The sequence below is a fragment of the Longimicrobium sp. genome (assembly GCA_036387335.1).
GTDB lineage: Bacteria > Gemmatimonadota > Gemmatimonadetes > Longimicrobiales > Longimicrobiaceae > Longimicrobium.
On the sequence record DASVTZ010000188.1, the window covers coordinates 1 to 18038 of the forward strand.

The following is an 18038-nucleotide window of genomic DNA, read 5'->3' on the forward strand; positions in this document are numbered from 1 at the left end:
GCATCGGTGGGGTGGGGGGTTTGGGAGGGCTCCTCGCGGGCTGGTGCGGCAAGGAGTGAACCAGCGGGTGCGTGAGTGCGTTAGTGCGTGAGTGCGTTACAAACAGAAAGTGCTAAGTGCCAAGTCCTGAGTGCTACACCACCGCAGTTCAGGACTCTAGCACTTAGCACTTAGCACTTCCACCAACGCACTTCCGCACTAACGCACTAACGCACTTCTCTTCCTACTCCTCGTCCTCGTCGTCGTCGCCGTGCTCGTAGCCGGCGGATTCCTCGGCGAGGAGCTCCATGAGCTGCGAGCCCCAGGCGCTCTCCAGCAGGCGGCGCACCTTGGGGAAGCGGTCGGTGACCTCCGCCATCTCCGGCGTGACGAACATCTCGATCACGTCGCCGCGCTTGTAGGTCCCCGGCTCCGCATCGTCCAGGAAGGCCTTCAGCTCCTCGATCAGGTCGCGGAGGTCGCTCAGCAGCTCGCCGGGAAAGTGCCCCTCGTCCAGCGCGACCGCCGACTCCGTCCAGTCGTGCACCTGCGATACCAGCGCGTCGAAGCGCGCATCCGCCCTCGGATCAGCCATTATGCGGTTCTCCTCACCCTTGATCTCTCGACCGGTACGCTGCCGCCCCCACGAGCGACACACCCTATCGACCGCGCGCACGCGGGTCAAGTGCGGCGCCCCGGCGCAGTGTCCGTTTTTGGGACGGGATTTTCCCAACGGCGGGCACGGAACCGGCTCAGGGTGACGAGGGCGAGCGTGTAAGTGCAGCAGAGTCAACGGGTTGCGAAGCGGGCGCACGGGGCACGGTCCTCGCCCTAAGGGTGTTCGCCGCGAACGAAGCACTTCATCAACTACGAGACAAATCCGCGCCATGCCCTCCTTCGACCTCGCCACCGTACTCGTGCTCTGGATTACAGGAGCCGTGCTGATCTTTCCGCTCGCGGGGCTGGCGGCGCGCTTCGGGCTGGTGCCGGTGCTCCACGCCGTGGCGCGGGTGCGCCGCCCCGGCACGGACGACGACGAGCTGGACGACCGGCTCGCCGGGATGGAAGTGGAGCTGCGCGCCCTGACGGCCGCGGTGGAGCGCCTGAGCGCCACCCGCTGACCCTTACGACCTCATTCGGCTGCGCAATCGCGCCCGCCGATCCATCACTTGCAGGAGTTGCGACCGTGGACGTTCCCCGCCCCAAGAAGAGCAAGCGCGCACGCTGGGTGATCGGCGGCGCCGGGATCGCGGTGCTTGCGGGGGCCACCGTGGCGCTCGCCCGCCTGGACCCGGCCGCTCCCGGCGTGGAGCGCGCCACCGTGTGGACCGACACGGTGCGCCGCGGCGACATGCTGCGCCAGGTGCGCGGCCCAGGCACCCTGGTGGCCGAGGACATCCGCTGGGTTCCCGCCGTCGTTCCCGGCCGCGTGGAGCGCAAGCTGGTGCTCCCCGGCACCGCGGTGAAGGCCGGCACCGTGCTGGCCGAGCTCTCCAACCCCGACGTGGAGCGGCAGGCGCTGGAGGCCCGGCGCCAGCTCGCGGCGGCGGAGAGCGACCTCGCGACGCTGCGCAGCAACCTGGAGTCGCAGCGGCTGACGCAGGAGGCCACTGTGGCCACCGTGCGCAACCAGCTTCGCGAGAACGAGCGCCTGGCGCGCGCCGCCGAGGGGCTCGCCGCGCAGAAGATGGTGTCGCAGCAGGAGCTCGACCGCGCCCGCGACAACGCCGAGGAGCTTCGCGTGCGGCTGGGGGTGGAGCAGCGCCGCCTGGCCTTCATCAGCCAGTCGATGAGCTCGCAGATCGCCGCGCAGCAGTCGCAGCTCGGGATCCTGCGCACCCTCATCCAGTTCCAGCAGCGGCAGATCGACGCCATGCAGGTGCGCGCGGGCAGCGACGGCGTGCTGCAGGAGCTCTCCGTCGAGCCGGGGCAGTGGGTGAACAGCGGCACCACCCTCGCCCGCGTGGTGCAGCCCGGCCGGCTGAAGGCGGTGCTCCGCATCCCCGAGACGCAGGCCAAGGACCTGGTGGTGGGCCTCCCCGCCTCGGTGGACACGCGCAACGGCATCGTGCGCGGCCGCGTGGTGCGCATTGACCCCTCGGTGCAGAACGGGAGCGTCGCGATCGACGTGACGCTGGAGGGCCCCCTCCCCCGCGGCGCCCGCCCCGACCTGTCGGTGGACGGCACGGTGGACATCGAGCGCCTGACGAACGTGATGTACGTGGGCCGCCCCGCCTACGGCCAGGCGGAGAGCACCGTCAGCATGTTCCGCCTGGACCCCGCCGGCGCCGAGGCGGCGCGCGTCGCGGTGAAGCTGGGCCGCGGCTCCGCCAGCACGGTCGAAGTAATCTCCGGCCTCAAGCCGGGCGACGTGGTGATCCTGTCCGACATGAGCGCGTACGACGGCTCGGAACGGGTCAAGCTGAAGTAAGGGGACAGGTGCGTTGATGCGTGAGTGCGTGAGTGCGTCCCAACGTATTCACGCTCCCGCGCATCCAATGCACGAAGCCCTGCCCTGTAGTCCCAAACGCACTGACGCACTAACGCACTCACGCACTTCAGTCCCCATCCAACCCCCGGAGCCGTTCCATGGAAACCGCAACCAAGCCGCTCATCCAGATGGACTCTGTCGGCAAGGTGTTCCTTACCGAAGAGGTGGAGACCCACGCCCTCAACAACGTCCACCTGGAGATCCGCTCCGGCGAGTACGTGGCGATCGCCGGGCCGTCCGGCTGCGGAAAGACGACGCTCCTCTCCATCCTGGGGCTGCTCGATTCGCCCACCGACGGCACGTACACGCTCAACGGCCAGCCCGTGTCCGGGCTCACGGCCTCGCAGCGCGCGCACATCCGCAACCGCGAGATCGGCTTCATCTTCCAGGCGTTCAACCTGATCGGCGACCTGACCGTGAAGGAGAACGTGGAGCTGCCGCTGACCTACCGCGGGATGCCGGCGGCCGAGCGCAACAAGCGCGTCACCGAAGCGCTGGAGCGGGTGGGGATGGGGCACCGCGTGGGGCACTACCCGGCGCAGCTCTCCGGCGGCCAGCAGCAGCGCGTGGCCGTGGCGCGCGCCATCGCCGGCACCCCCTCCGTGCTCCTGGCGGACGAGCCCACCGGGAACCTGGACTCCACCAACGGCGAGCAGGTGATGGGGCTGCTGCAGGAGCTCCACCGCGAGGGCGCCACCATCGTCATGGTGACGCACGACCCGCGCTACGCCGAGCACGCCGAGCGCAGCATCCACATGTTCGACGGCCGGGTGGTGCGCGAGGAGCGCTCGTCGGCGGTGGCGGCGGAGCTGGAGCGGCACGGCTTCGAGGTGGGCTGATGGACTTCGCGCGGGAGCTTCGCCTCGCAGGGCGGTCGCTGCTGCGCAGCCGCCTCTTCGCCCTCGTCTCCATCGCCACCATCGCGCTGGGGATCGGCGCCACGACCACCGTCTTCTCGCTGGTGAACGCGCTCCTCCTGCGCCCCCTTCCCATCGCGCAGCCGGAGCGCGTGGTGGGGATGCAGGAGACGCTGCGCGGGATGCGGTCGATGTCGATGGGCTACAGCGCCGTGTCGTACCCGCGCTACGTGGGTTATCGCGAGGCCACCGCGGGGATCTTTTCCGGGCTGGCGGCGCAGCGCTACGAAGAGATGTCGCTGCGCGCCACCGGGCAGGCGCAGGTGCTCACCGGCGTGGTGGCGTCCGGCAACTACTGGGAAGTGCTCGGGGTGAGGCCCGCGCTGGGCCGCTTCTTCACCGGCCCCGAAGAAAAGGAGCAGCTCGCCGTCATCAGCCACCACCTGTGGCAGACGCGCTTCGGGGGCGACCCCGGCGTCATCGGGCGCACCGTGCACCTGGACAGCCGCCCGCTCTCCGTGGTCGGCGTGGCGCCGAAGGAGTTCGGCGGGACGCTGGTGGGCGGCGTGGCGGATGTGTGGGTCACCCTCGGCGCCGCCGGCGTCGGCACCGCGAACGAGGCGGTCAACTCCAATCCCGGCGCCTCCCTCATCCTCTTCGGACGCCTGCGCCCGGGGATGACGGAGGAGCGCGTGGGCGCCGCGCTCAAGGTGGCCGCCGCGCGCGTGCCGCTGGAGGAGCCCAACGCAAAGGTGCTGGACGTCCGCGTGGAGCCGCTGACCGGCGTGCCGGGCGAGATGCGCATGCCCGTGGCCGCGTTCATGGGGATGCTGCTGGCGACCGCCCTCTTCGTGCTGCTGATCGCCGGCACCAACGTGGCGGGGATGCTGCTGGCCCGCGCCGTGGCCCGACGCCGCGAGATGGCGATCCGCCTGGCCGTGGGCGCCACCGGCCGCAATCTGGTGAGGCAGCTCCTTGGGGAGAGCGTTCTCCTCTTCCTGCTGGGCGGCGGCGCCGGTGTGGTGCTGACGATCTGGCTCACGCGGGTGCTCTCCTCGATGCAGCCGCCCTTCCCCACGCGCATCGCCTTCGACCTGCGCCCGGACCCGCGCGTGCTGGGCTTCGCGCTGGCGCTGGCGCTGCTGACCGGCGTGGCCTTTGGGCTGATGCCGGCGCTGCAGGCTTCGCGCACCGACGTGCTCAGCGGCCTCAAGGACGGCGGCTCCCGCGAGGGCGCCCGCCGCGGACGGCTGCGCAGCGGGCTCGTGGTGGGGCAGCTCGCCCTGGCCATGCTCCTGATGCTGGTGGCCGGGCTCTTTGGCCGCACCCTGCAGCACTCGATCTCCGCCGATCCCGGCTTCGTGGCCGAGGGCGTGGCGGTGGCGCGAGTGGACCTGGAGCCGCACGGCTACGACCGCGCGCGCGGCGAGGCGTTCCAGCGCCGGCTGCTGGAGCGGGTGGCCGCGGCGCCGGGCGTGCGCTCCGCCACCCTGGCCGATTTCGCGCCGATGAGCGGCAACGTGCGCAGCGAGGAGCTGCGCCTGCCGGGCAAGAAGGAGGCGGTCACCGTCAGCATCGACGCGGTGGACCCCGGCTTCTTCGCCACGCTGCGCATTCCGCTGCGCGCCGGGCGCGTCTTCACCGGCGCGGACCGCGACGGGGCGCCGCCGGTGGTGGTCATCAACCAGACGCTGGCGCAGCGGCTGTGGCCCGGCGCCAGCGCCCTCGGCCGCACGGTGCGCCTGGGCGACGGCCCGCCTCTGGAAGTGGTCGGAGTGGTCGCGAACGGCACCTACGAGCGCTTCGGCGAGCGGCCGGTCTCCTTCCTCTACCGCCCCGTCGCGCAGAACTACAGCCCGGGCGTCGCCATCATGGCCCGCGCCGACCGCGGCGCAGGCGCGGCGCTGGAGGCCATCCGCCGCGAGCTGCAGGCGATGGACGCCAACGTCGCCCCCGAGCAGGCGATGCCGCTGACGTCTATGATCGGCGTGTCGCTCTTTCCGCAGCGCATCGCGGCCTTTTTCATCGGGGGCTTCGGGGTGCTGGGGCTGCTGCTGGCGTGCATCGGCATCTACGGCGTGCTGGCGTACCAGGTGGGCCAGCGCACGCGCGAGATCGGCGTGCGCGTGGCCCTCGGCGCCCGCGCCGGCGACGTGGTGCGCATGGTGGTGCGCCACGGATTCAAGATCACCGCGCTCGGCGCGGCGATCGGGCTGGTGATGGCCATCGCGGCCACGCGCCTCCTCTCGAGCCTCCTGTACGGCGTCAGCGCTACCGATCCCCTCACCTTCACGGCCGTCCCGGTGCTTCTGCTGGCGGTAGCGCTGCTGGCGTCGTGGCTCCCCGCCCGCCGCGCCGCGCGGGTGGATCCGATGGTGGCGTTGAGGGCGGAATAGGGACGGCAGTGCCGAGTGCCGAGTGCCTAGTGCCTAGTAACAGAAGTGCGTGAGTGCGTTAGGGCTGGAGGGCGCGTGAGCGCCGGGGCGGCGTGGGAGGGGGCGCGTGTCGTGAGTGCGCGAATCCGCGGGTGCGTGGACGCACCCATGAACTTTGGCGCCCCTCCTTTTCTTGTCATCCTGAGCGACGCGCTGCACCGACCTCTGCCCGTCTCCAGACTCTGGCGCGGAGCGAAGGATCTACTGCGCGTAACGAGGGGCTCGTGGTGACGGCGCTGTCCTCCTGCCTCGCCGGCTAGATCCTTCGTTCGCCGCGGAGTGTGCAGTGCACGGCGGAGGGAGGGGCAGGCGGCTCTCTCAGGATGACAAAAGAATGGGGAGCACCGGGCATACGGCACTAGGCACTAGGCACTTGGCACTTGGCACTTGGCACTTTTTCGACCAGACCCTTCCAGGAGTATCCATCCCATGGACTCGCTGATCCAGGACCTCCGCTACGCGCTGCGCACCCTGCTGCGCAGCCCGGCCTTCACCACCATCGCCGTGCTGACGCTGGCGCTGGGGATCGGGGCGAGCACGGCCATCTTCACGGTGGTCAACGGCGTGCTCCTGCGCCCGCTGCCGTACGCGGCGCCGGAGCGGCTGGTGGAGCTGAAGCACGTCAACGCGGGCGAGGGCGTCACGGACGGCACCTTTTCCGAGCCGGACTTCCTGGACCTGCAGCGCGCCGTGCCCGAGTTCGCGCAGCTCGCCGGCTTCTGGTACGCGCCGGGAAACAGCACCATGAACCTCATGGGCGACGGCGAGCCGGCGGTACTTTCCGGTGCCTTCGTCACCAAGGAGTTCTTCCCCGCGATGGGGGTGGATGCCCAGGTGGGGCGCACCCTGCGCGCGGAGGAGGGCGTGGCCGGCGGTCCCAAGGCCATCGTGCTGAGCCACGGCCTGTGGACGCGCCGCTACGGCGGCGACCGCTCGGTGGTGGGGCGCCGCGTGCAGCTCGACGGCGACGCCTTCACCGTCGTGGGGGTGATGCCGCCCTCCTTCCAGTACCCGGCGCGCGATGTGGACGCCTGGATCCCACTCGCCATCTTCGGCCCCGACGACATCGGGCGGGCGCGCGACAGCCGCTTCATGACCGTGGTGGGGCGGCTGGCGCCGGGCGCCGAGCTCGCCGCCGTCCGCAAGAAGACCGATGCCGCGCTGGGCGGCTTGGCGCGCCAGTATCCGGCCACCAACGAGGGGTGGGGCTCCGCCGCCGTCGTTCCGCTGTCGGATGCGCTGCTGGGGCGGGTGAGGCCGGCGCTCCTGGTGCTGCTCGGCGCGGTGGTGCTGGTGCTGCTGATAGCCTGCGCAAACCTGGCGAACCTCCTCTTCGTGCGCAGCACCGCCCGCAGCCGCGAGACGGCGATCCGCGTGGCGCTGGGGGTGAAGCGCGGCCGGCTGATCCGCCAGCACCTCGCGGAGAGCTTCCTGCTCGCCGCGGCGGGCGGGTTGCTGGGCTTCGGGCTGGCGCTGATGGGGGTCGACTGGCTGGTGGCGCTGGGCGCGGGCGACCTGCCGCGCGCCGACAACATCCGCCCCGACGCGCGCGTGGCGGCGTTCGCCCTGGCCGCGGTACTGGGGACGGCGGCGATGTTCGGGTCGTGGCCCGCCATCCGCGCGTCGCGCGGCGAGCCGGGACAGGCGCTGCGGGGCGGCGGGCGCGGCGGCAGCGAGGGGCGCGAGCGCGCCGCGGCCCGAAACGGCATCGTGGTGGCCGAGACGGCGCTCGCCGTGGTCCTGCTGATGGGCTCCGGGCTCATGCTCAAGAGCCTCTGGCGCCTGGCCAACGTGGACCCCGGCTTCCGCGCCGAAAAGGTGCTGGCGATGAGCGTCTCCGCGCCGGAGATGGAGGGCGGGGCGGAGGAGCGGATCGCGTACCGCAACCGCATCCTGGATCGCGTGCGGCAGGTGCCCGGCGTGGTGGCCGTGGGCGCCAGCAAGACGCTCCCGCTGCACGGCGGCGGCGAGCCGTACAGCTTTGCCCTCAACGACCAGCCGGGGGTGGAGGTGAAGCCCGACGCGGGGCTCTTCATGGTGACCCCCGAGTACTTCCGCGCGCTGGGGATCCGCCTCCTGCGCGGGCGCGACTTCAGCGACTCCGTGGAGGGCGACCGGCTGAGCGTGATCATCAACCGCTCCCTCGCCACGCGCCTGTGGCCGGGGAAGGACCCGCTGGGGAAGACGTTCCGCCTGGCGGCCGCCGAGGCCGACCTGACGGTGATCGGGGTGGCGGACAACGTGCGCACCGAGGGGCTGGCGGCGGAGCCGGGCGGGGCCATGTACGTGTCGATGAACGGCCCCTTCTCCCGCAACGCCACCAAGCTCTTCGTGCGCACCCAGGGCGATCCCGCGGCGATGACCGGCGCGGTGACGGCGGCCATCCACGAGGTGGCGCCGAACCAGCCGATCGTGGGCGTGACCACGCTTCGGCAGCTGGTGGCGGGCACGATCGCGGAGCCGCGCATGTTCGCGATCCTGACGGCGGTGTTCGGGGCGGCGGCGCTTGGGCTGGCGCTGCTGGGGATCTACGGCGTCATCTCGTACACGGTGGCGTGGCGCACCCGCGAGATCGGCATTCGCATGGCGCTGGGGGCCGAGGCGCCCTCCGTGCTGCGCATGGTGATGAAGTGGACGCTGGGGCTGACCGCGTGGGGCGTGCTGGCGGGCCTGGTGGCGGCGCTGGTGCTCACGCGCGTGCTCAGCAGCCAGCTCTACGGCGTCTCGCCCACCGATCCCGCGACCTTTGCCGTGGTGGTGGTTCTGCTCGTGAGCGCGGCGCTCTTTGCGAGCTGGTTCCCGGCACGGCGCGCGTCGAAGGTGGACCCGATGATCGCGTTGCGGTCGGAGTAACCGCGGGCTCACGCGGAGACGCGGAGACGCGGAGGCGTGGAGAGAGGATCTCTGCGCCTTTGCGTTTTTCGGGGTGGAGGCGAGCACGGGCGGCCACGCGGGGCCGCCCCTACGGGATTTGGCGTGCGTGGGGCGGGGCGTGGAGCGGGGGCGGGCACGGGCGCGATGAATCGCGCCCCTACGGAAGGCATGTTGGCTCGAAACGGGTGACCATGACGAAGATTCGATCGATCCTCCTGGGGTTCCTCGTGGCGTGCGGGCCGGCGGCGGTGCCTGCGCCGTTCGACACGCCGATTGCCTTTACCCACGCGACGGTGGTGGATGTGGAGACGGGGAGGCTGCTGCCGGACCGGACGGTGGTCGTCGCGGGGAACAGGATTCGGGAGGTGGGGACGGCGGTGCGCGTGGGGAGGAGGACGCGGGTGGTGGACGCGAGCGGGAAGTTCTTGATCCCGGGGCTGTGGGACATGCACACGCACGTGTACGGCAACGGGCCGGGCTCCCTCCTGCTGTACGCGGCCAACGGCGTGACCAGCATCCGCGACATGGGCGCGGACGACTTCGCGACGGTGCGCGCGTGGCGCGACAGCATCGCGGCCGGGCAGCGCATGGGCCCGCGCATGAAGATCGCCTCGCCCGTGGTGGAGAGCCCGCGCTGGATCGCCGCCGTACGGCAGATGCAGGAGCGGGAGGGACAGAACACCGCCTGGCTCGCCTCGCGGTTCGGACCCTCGACGACGGCGGAGGCGATCGCGTTCGTGGACTCGGTGGCGCGGCTCGGCGCGGACCACGTCAAGGTGCGCAACTACCCCGCGCCCGAGGTGCTCCGCGCGCTCATGCAGCGGGCGGGCGAGCGCGGCCTCCCGGTCTATGCGCACATGAACCGCGGAATGTCGCCCGTGGAAGCCTCGATGGCGGGGATGGCGAGCTTCGAGCACGGCTTCTTTCCCGCGATCACCGAGTCGCGCACCGGGCGCGACTCGGTGTACCGCGCGCTCGCCGCCAACGGCACCGCCATCGTACCGACGCTGGTGACGTGGCGCGGGCGCGTCCTCTCCGGCGACTCGCTCCTGGTGCTGGCCAGCGGCGACGATCCACGGATGCGCTACCTCCCCGCGAGCATCCTCCAGCGCTGGCGCGACGAGGCGAAGACGCGCAAATACGAGACGCCGCTGGACTGGGGCGCGTTGTACCGCGACGACGTACGTAACCTGCGCGAGCTGACCGCGGAGGGGATGGTGGTGATGGTGGGGAGCGATGCGGGCGCACCGCTGGTGGTGCCCGGGTTCTCCACGCACGACGAGCTCGCGCTGCTGGTGGAGATGGCGGGCTTCACTCCGCTCCAGGCGCTCCAGGCCGCCACCCTGCGCCCCGCGCGCTTCATGGGCAGGGCGGATTCGCTCGGCACCGTCGCCGCCGGCCGCCTCGCCGACCTGGTGCTCCTGGACGCAAACCCGCTCGACGACATCCGCAACACGCAAAAGATCCGAGGCGTGGTGCTGAACGGACGCTATCTGGACCGCGCTGCTCTCGATGCGCTCCTGGCCGACGCGGAGCGGGCCGCGAGGTAGCGCGTTCCGGGTGTCCGTTTTTGGGACGACGCTTTCCCACCCACGGACATGCGCGCGGGTCTCCATCGCGCCAAGATGATGGGGCGCAGTGACTTACGGCGGTGTTGCGCCGGGCATGGCTGTCGCACTTGATTATGGCGTCCGGGGCGATCGTTCCGGGCGCCGCTGCACTCCTTCGAACTCCACGCTCTCCCATGATCCGCCTCCGAAACGTCGAGAAGTCCTTCCCCGCGGGTGCGGCGAAGACGTACGTCCTTCGCAACGTGAGCCTGGACGTCGCTCCCGGCGAGTTCGTCTCGGTGACGGGCCCGTCGGGCGCCGGCAAGTCCACCCTCCTCGCCATTCTGGGGATGTTCGACGCGGCGTGGAGCGGCGAGTACTGGTTCAGCGGCGAGCCGGTGCACGCCATGAAGCCCAAGGAGCGCGCGGCGCTCGGACGGCGCCACATCGGCTTCGTCTTCCAGCAGTACCACCTCCTGGACGACCTCACCGTCGCCGAGAACCTGGAGGTCCCCCTCTCGTACCGCGACGTGCCGCGCAAGGAGCGGGCGGCGCGCGTGGGCGACACGCTGGACCGCTTCCAGATGGTCGGCAAAAAGGACCTGTACCCGAACCAGCTTTCCGGCGGGCAGCAGCAGCTCGTAGGAATCGCGCGCGCCATCATCGCCGAGCCGTCGCTGATCCTGGCGGACGAGCCCACGGGCAACCTGCACTCGTCGCAGGGCCGCGAGATCATGGACCTCTTTCGCGAGCTGAACCGCGCCGGGACTACCATCATCCAGGTGACGCACTCCGAGGCGAATGCGGCTGCCGGCGACCGGGTGATCGAGCTGGCGGATGGGTGGGTGGTGGGGGAGAAAGCGGCGGCATGAACGGAAGTGCGTGAGTGCGTTAGTGCGTGAGTGCGTTAGAAACCTCGGGTGACGCTCGTTCCTCTTTGGCATCCTGAGGGAGCCCGCACGCGCACCACGTGGCCGTCCGCGCGGAACTAGCGGCACGCGCAGTAGATCCTTCGCTTCGCGCCAGAGGATCGAGCCCGGGCGGGCGCCGGTGAGGCGCTTTGCTCAGGATGACAAATGATGGGACGCGTGAGTCCGCGCGGGCGGACTTCGCGTGGTTACAGCGGCGGATTCATTCGCTCCTGGGTGGCGCGGGTAACGGCGGGCGGTGGGGCAGTGTCGGGCACGGGCGTGATGAATGACGCCCCTACGCGGTGCGCACAAACGCACTCACGCACTAACGCACTAACGCACTTTTTTTCCATGGACACGCTCCTCCAGGACCTTCGCTTCGCGATGCGCGCACTGGGGCGCAGCCCTGGGTTCGCGCTGGTCGCGGTGGCGACGCTGGCGCTCGGAATCGGGGTGAACACCGCGATGTTCAGCGTGGTCAACTCCATTCTGCTGCGCCCGCCGGCACACGTGGACCCACATGGGCTCGTGGTGCTTCGTACGCTGCACCAGAAGACGGGAGACGAGAGCAGCGTCTCGTATCCCAACTTCGTGGATTGGCAAGCGGGGAGCCCGTCGTTCCAGGCGATGGGGGCGTACTACGACGACCGCATGATCCTCACCGGGCGCGGCGCGGAGCCGGAAGAGGTGAGCGGCGAGGTGGTGAGCGCCGGGCTCTTTTCCATGCTCGGGGCGCGGGCGGCGCTGGGGCGCACCTTCCTTCCCGAGGAGGGGAAGCCCGGCGCGGCACGCGTCGTGGTGATCGCGCACCAGGAGTGGGAGCGGCGCTTCGAGCGTGACCCGCGCATCGTCGGCAGCACTCTGTCGCTCGACGGCGTGCCGCACACGGTCGTCGGGGTGATGCCAGAGAACTTCGGCTTCCCGGACAACCAGACCTTCTGGACACCGCTGCGCCCCGAAGTCCAGGAGGAGCGCGGGAGCCGGTACATGTCCGTGATCGGGCGGCTGCGCCCGGGGGCCACGCTCCAGCAGGCGCGCGCCGAGCTGGACGCCGTCTCGCGCGAGCTGGCGCGGCGCTACCCCGAGACGAACGCGGGCACCGGCGTGCGCGCGACCGACTTCAGCGAGAGCTGGTCCGGCGAGGTGCGCGCACCCCTCCTGGTGATGATGGGCGCGGTGGGCTTCGTGCTCCTGATCGCCTGCTCCAACGTCGCCAACCTCCTCCTGGCCCGCGCCGCCGCCCGGCGCCGCGAGATCGCCGTGCGCGTGGCGATCGGGGCGGGGAGAGGGCGCATCGTGCGCCAGCTCCTCACCGAGAGCGCGCTGGTGTCGCTGCTCGGCGGCGCGCTGGGGATCGGGCTGGCGATGTGGGGGCTGCGGCTGATCATGTCGTCGTTCCCCTTCCAGCCGCCGCTCTGGATGGTGTTCGACATCGACCGCACCGTGCTCCTCTTTGTGCTCGGCGTGTCGCTGGGCACCGGGCTGCTCTTCGGGCTGGCGCCGGCGCTGCGGGCCACCTCGGGCGACCTGCAGGGGGTGCTGCGCGATGGCGGACGCGGCTCCACCACCGGCGCGAGGCGCGGGCGGCTGCAGTCGGCGCTGGTGATGGGGCAGCTCGCCCTGGCGGCGGTGCTGCTGACGGGCGCGCTGCTCATGGTGCGCTCCTTCGTCCACCTCAACTCCGCCGACCCCGGCTTCCGCCTCGACGGCGCCGTGTCGATGCGCATCACCATCAGCGGCGAGCGCTACGAGACCAAGGCTGCGCGCACCGCGTTCTTCAGCCAGGTGCTGGACCGCGTGCGCCCGCTCCCCAGCGTCGCCAGCGCGGGGATGGCGGACTGGCTCCCCCTCTCCGGCGGCTCCTCCACGAGCGGCGTGATGGTGGACGGGCGCGAGGTGCCCGGCTCCGATCGCACGGAGGCCGAAGTGCGGCGCACGACGGATGGATTCGCGGAGGCGATGGGGCTGCGGCTGCGCGCCGGGCGCCCCTTCACCGCCCAGGAAGCCGCGGCCGGCGCGCCCGTGGTGGTGGTCAGCCGCTCGATGGCGGAGCGCTTCTGGCCGGGGCAGAGCGCGCTCGGCCACACCGTGAGTATCGGCGGCGACTGGCGCACCGTCATCGGAGTCGTGGAGGACATCAGCGGCCAGCATCGCGGCGATGCACCGCGCCCGCAGCTCTACTTTCCGGCGGGCGACCACGGAAGCCGCTCGATGGCGCTCGTCGCGCGCACCCCGGGCGACGCAGCCGCGCTGGCGCCCGCGTTGCGCCGCGCCATCCGCGAGATCGATCCGGGGGTGGCGGTGGCCGACGTGCACACGATGGCCGAGGTCGCGGGGCAGTCGCTCTGGAGGCAGCGGCTCTTCGGGGGGATGTTCGCCTCGTTCGGCTTCGTCGCGCTCCTGCTGGCGGTCACCGGCGTGTACGCGATGATGGCGTACGCGGTCGCGCAGCGCGTCCACGAGATCGGCGTGCGGATGGCGCTGGGGGCGCGCACCGGGCAGGTCCTGCGCATGGTGGTGGGGCAGGGGCTCACCATCGCGGCGATCGGCGTGGGGATCGGACTCGCGGGCGCCCTCGCCGTCACCCGGCTGATGGCGGGGCTGCTGGAAGGGGTGAGCCCCAGCGACCCGCTCACCTTCGCCCTCGTGGCGCTCCTGCTGGCCTCCGTCGCCGTGCTGGCGAGCTGGCTCCCCGCCCGCCGCGCGGCACGCGTCGATCCCATGATCGCCCTTCGCTCGGAGTGATCGCATGACGAACCTGCGCTACGCCCTGCGCTCCCTGAGGAACGCCCCCGGCTTCACCGCCGCGGCCGTGCTCACGCTGGCGCTGGGGATCGGGGCCAACGCGACGGCGTTCAGCGTGGTGGACGCGCTGATGCTGCGCCCCCTGCCGGTGGAGGACCCCGGCGCGCTGGTGCGCCTCCACCCCATGAACCGCAACGTGGAGACGGGGGAGGTGAGCCCGGGCTACTCGTGGTCCATCCCCGACTTCGAGGACTACCGCGCGCGCCGCGAGGTGTTCGCGGGGCTCGCGGCGCACGAGACGCGCGGCTTCCGCGTGGGTACCGGCGCGGTGGAGGGCGCGCGGGGAGCGGCCGTCAGCGGCGACTTCTTTCGCGTCCTGGGGGTGAAGGCGATCCGCGGGCGCACCCTCCTCCCTTCCGACGACAGGGCGGAGGACCCGGGCGCGGTGGCGGTGGTGAGCGAATCGTACTGGCGCACCCGCATGAACGCCGACCCCGGCGTGCTGGGGAAGACCCTCGTCCTGAACCGGCACCCCTTCCGCGTGGTGGGGGTGGTGGGAAGCGAGACCGTCTTCCGCGCGCTGGGGGGCGAGAACCCGGCGGAGGTGTGGGTCCCGCTGCGCGCACGCGCCGCCTTCCTGGACCCCAAAATGAACCCGCTGGACACCCGCTCGGTGTCGTTCGCCACCGTCTTCGGCCGGCTGCAGCCGGGGGTGACGGTGGAGCGCGCCCAGCTCGCCGCCGACCTGACCGCGCGCCGCCTGGCCGCCGCGTATCCCGAGACCAACGCCGGCCGCCTGTCCCGGGTGGTGCCCGCGGGGAACGTGGCCGGCCTTTCGCTGGACCAGGACACGCGCGCGGTGCGGGAGCGTGCCGCGTACCTGCTGATGGCCGTCGTCGCGATGGTGCTGCTGGTCGCCTGCGCCAACGTGGCCAACCTCCTGCTCGCGCGCGCCACCTCGCGCCGCCGCGAGATCGCCATCCGCTCGTCGCTGGGCGCGGGGCGCGGCCACATCGCCCGCCAGCTCCTTACCGAGAGCGTGGTGCTCGCGCTGATGGGCGGGGGCGCGGGGCTCCTGCTGGCGTGGGCCGGCGTGTCGCTCGCCTCGCGCATCCCGGAGGTGGCGCGGGTGTCGCCCTCGCTCGACGCGCGCGTGCTGGCGTTCACCCTGGGGGTGTCGGTGGTGGCGGGGATCGCGTTCGGGCTGGTGCCCGTGATCGGGGCCGGCGCGCGCGACCTGCTGACGGCGCTGCGCGACGGCGGGGCACAGGGCGCCACCCGCAGCCTGGCGGTGCAGGGAGCGCTCGTGGTGGGCCAGGTCTCCATCACCCTGGTGCTGGTGGTGGCGATGGGGCTCGTCCTCCGCTCCCTCGGCAAGCTCAACGACGTCGATCCCGGCTTCGACGCGGAGAAGATCGTCACCGCGGGCGTCAACTTCGCCGAGCCGGGCAAGGAGAGCTTCGGGCCGCCCCCCGCCGCGCGCGTGCAGGAGGTGCTGGACCGGGTGCGCGCACTGCCGGGGGTGGAGGATGCGACGTTCGCGAACATGGCGCCGCTCACCGGGATGTCCATGTCGTCCACCTTCGAGGTGCCGGGCTTCACGCCGCCGCCGGGCGAGGACCCCAGCGCCGCCATCATGTCCATCGACGACGCCTACCTGCGCACCATGGGCATCCCCCTGCTGCGCGGGCGTCCCTTCGGCCCGGCGGGCGACGAGGATCGGGTGCTGGTGAACCGCGCGCTCGCCGCCAAGTACTGGCCCGGCCGCGACGCCGTGGACCAGCGCATCCAGATGGGCGACGACGTCTTCCACGTGGCCGGCGTGATCGGCGACGTGCGCGCCGCCGCCATCGCCGCCGAGGCGCCGCCCACGCTCTACTTCCGCTCGCCGCGGCAGACGTATTCGTACCTCACGCTGCACGTGCGCGCCGCCGGCGACCCGGCCTCGCTGGTCGCGCCCCTGCGCCGCGTGCTGGCGCAGGCGACTCCCGGGCAGCCCGCGCCCACGGTGACGCCCATGTCCGAGAACGTGGCCGAGTCGCTGGCCCAGGCGCGCTGGATCGCCACCTTCTTCACCCTGTTCGGCGGGGTGGCGCTCACGCTGGCGGCGGTGGGGCTGTACGGCGTCGTCTCGTACTCCGTCACGCAGCGCCGCCGCGAGATGGGGATCCGCGCCGCGCTCGGTGCCGGCCCGCGCCGCATCGTGGCGATGGTGCTGCGGCAGGGCGGCGCGCTCGCCGCGGCCGGCGCCGTGCTGGGCGTGGCGGTCGCGCTCGCCACCACGCGCGCCATCGGCAGCATCCTCTACGAAGTGGAGCCGGTGGACCCCACCTCGTTCGCGCTGGCTCTCGCGGTTCTGAGCGGCGCCGCGCTCCTGGCGAGCTGGATTCCCGCGCGCCGCGCCGCCCGCGTGGACCCCATGGTGGCGCTGCGCAGCGAGTGATGCAAACGACTTCGCGCCGGCGAGCATCCTATCCGGCGTGCCGTACATACGACCCTCTTCGCAACGGAGTCTGCCCGTGAAAAACCTGACCCTCCTCGCCCTCGCCCTCCTGGCCGCGGCGCCTCTCGAAGCCCAGCGCGACAGCTACGACTGGAGCGGCTCCATCCCGGCCGGCGCCACCCTGCGCGTCTCCACCGGCGCGGGGGACGTGAACGTGACCCGCGCGCAGGGAGGCACGGCCACCGTGCGGGGCCGCGTGCGCCGGGCGCAGGGCGACGAGCGCATCCGCTTCGAGCTGGTGCGCGACGGGCAGAACGTGACCATCTGCGCGCTGTACTCGGAGCGCGCCACCTGCACGGCGCAGGGGATCCGCGACGACTCGCATCGCGGGAATCGCCACGCCCGCGCGGACTTCACGGTGGAAGTGCCCGCGGGCGTGCTCCTGGCCGCCAGCAGCGGCACGGGCGACGTGGACGTGAGCGGCGCCACGGCGGGGGTGCGCGCCAGCACCGGCAACGGCGACGTGCGGGTGGGCCCCGGCGCCGCGGAGGTGAGCGCCTCCTCTGGCAACGGGACGATCCAGGTGCAGGGCGCGCGCGGCGCCGTGCGCGCATCGTCCGGCAACGGGCGGATCGACGTGGCCACCTCGGCCGGGCCGGTCAGCGCCTCCAGCGGCAACGGCGACATCAACGTGACGATGGCCTCGCTGCGCTCCACGGGCGACCTGAGCTTCAGCAGCGGAAACGGCGACATCACCCTGCGCCTTCCCGGCGACTTCGGGGCGGAGCTGCAGGCCAGCACGGGGAGCGGGTCGGTGCGCAGCGAGTTCGAGGTGCGCACCACGGGCCGCATCACCGCGCACCGGCTGCACGGCACCATCGGCCGCGGCGGACGCTCGCTGCGCATCTCCACCGGCAGCGGCAGCATCGCGCTCGAGCGGGCGGGGGGAGCGCAGTAAGCAGTCGATGGCGGATGCATCGTGGGCCGATGTAATGCGGTACGACGTATCGTCCGGCGATGTGTCCCTGCGGTGAGCACCGGCGGCGCCTGAACGCCCGGGGACGAACGCCGGGGGATGAACACCGGCGCGCGTCGACACCGGAGGATGAATACCCCGGCTGGAACCACGGGAAGACCGCTGAAGCGGTCTCGCACGCGGCGGCCGGTGCGCGGTGGCGGGGTTTGGCGCGGCGCGGGGCACGGGCAGCCACACGGGGCTGCCCCTACGATGATATTGATGTTGGGCGGGCGGCGGAGCGGCGCAGGGGAGGGGCGCGATGAATCGCGGCCCTGCGAGAGACAACAGCGCACTTACGCACTAACGCACTCACGCACTCAGGTGCTAGAATCCAGCGGCCGGCCCGCGAACCGGGCCGGCCGCGCTCACTTGATCCGGTCCACCCCATGGCTCCCACCGCTCCGCCCCGCATCCTGATCGCCGACGATCAGCCGGACATCCTCCAGGCCCTGCGCCTCCTTCTGAAGGGCGCGGGGTACGGCATCGAGACGGCCACCTCCCCCGCGTCCGCGCTGGCCGCCGCGCGGGAGAAGGAGCTGGACGTGGTGCTGATGGATCTCAACTACGCCCGCGACACCACCTCCGGCAAAGAGGGGCTGGAGCTGATTCCGCAGATCCACGCGGCCGATCCGTCGCTCCCCATCGTGGTGATGACGGCGTGGGGGAGCGTGGAGAGCGCCGTGGAGGCGATGCGGCGCGGCGCGCGCGACTACGTGGAGAAGCCGTGGGACAACC

12 protein-coding genes are annotated in these 18038 nt (G+C 71.9%); 11 read left to right on the plus strand and 1 reads right to left on the minus strand.

Annotated elements, in window-relative coordinates; genetic code table 11:
* Nucleotides 1-223: 223 nt before the first annotated feature.
* Nucleotides 224-574, minus strand: coding sequence for a hypothetical protein (locus VF647_18810; protein HEX8454146.1), 351 nt, complete (start codon nucleotides 572-574; stop codon nucleotides 224-226).
* 292 nt (nucleotides 575-866) lie between these two features.
* On the opposite strand from VF647_18810, the gene VF647_18815 reads away from it, so the two are divergent.
* From VF647_18815 to VF647_18865, 11 genes are all read left to right on the plus strand, one after another.
* Entirely contained in the window at nucleotides 867-1100 is a 234-nt protein-coding gene (locus tag VF647_18815) for a hypothetical protein (GenBank protein HEX8454147.1), read from the plus strand.
* A gap of 65 nt (nucleotides 1101-1165) precedes the next feature.
* The gene (locus tag VF647_18820; GenBank protein ID HEX8454148.1) at nucleotides 1166-2410 is read left to right on the plus strand and encodes an HlyD family efflux transporter periplasmic adaptor subunit; all 1245 of its coding nucleotides are present in this window, start codon (nucleotides 1166-1168) and stop codon (nucleotides 2408-2410) included.
* A 158-nt stretch (nucleotides 2411-2568) separates the two neighbouring features.
* A complete protein-coding gene (locus tag VF647_18825; GenBank protein HEX8454149.1) occupies nucleotides 2569-3309 on the plus strand; it encodes an ABC transporter ATP-binding protein in 741 nt (246 codons plus the stop codon).
* A complete protein-coding gene (locus VF647_18830; protein ID HEX8454150.1) occupies nucleotides 3309-5723 on the plus strand; it encodes an ABC transporter permease in 2415 nt (804 codons plus the stop codon). Before VF647_18825 ends, VF647_18830 begins: the two co-directional genes overlap by 1 nt.
* Nucleotides 5724-6191: 468 nt before the next feature.
* Entirely contained in the window at nucleotides 6192-8615 is a 2424-nt protein-coding gene (locus VF647_18835; protein ID HEX8454151.1) for an ABC transporter permease, read from the plus strand.
* 212 nt (nucleotides 8616-8827) lie between these two features.
* Nucleotides 8828-10186: an amidohydrolase family protein gene (locus VF647_18840; GenBank protein HEX8454152.1), complete on the plus strand. Its 1359-nt coding sequence runs from the start codon at nucleotides 8828-8830 to the stop codon at nucleotides 10184-10186.
* 194 nt (nucleotides 10187-10380) lie between these two features.
* Nucleotides 10381-11058: an ABC transporter ATP-binding protein gene (locus VF647_18845; GenBank protein ID HEX8454153.1), complete on the plus strand. Its 678-nt coding sequence runs from the start codon at nucleotides 10381-10383 to the stop codon at nucleotides 11056-11058.
* Between the two features lie 390 nt (nucleotides 11059-11448).
* Entirely contained in the window at nucleotides 11449-13842 is a 2394-nt protein-coding gene (locus tag VF647_18850; protein ID HEX8454154.1) for an ABC transporter permease, read from the plus strand.
* Between the two features lie 4 nt (nucleotides 13843-13846).
* On the plus strand, nucleotides 13847-16285 hold the full coding sequence (locus VF647_18855; GenBank protein ID HEX8454155.1) for an ABC transporter permease: 2439 nt from the start codon (nucleotides 13847-13849) through the stop codon (nucleotides 16283-16285).
* Nucleotides 16286-16361: 76 nt separating this feature from the next.
* Nucleotides 16362-17243 carry a DUF4097 family beta strand repeat-containing protein gene (locus VF647_18860; GenBank protein ID HEX8454156.1) on the plus strand — a complete coding sequence of 294 codons (882 nt, stop codon included), beginning with the start codon at nucleotides 16362-16364 and terminating at the stop codon, nucleotides 17241-17243.
* A 446-nt stretch (nucleotides 17244-17689) separates the two neighbouring features.
* Nucleotides 17690-18038 (plus strand): response regulator (locus VF647_18865; protein HEX8454157.1); only part of this gene is annotated, 349 nt, incomplete at its 3' end.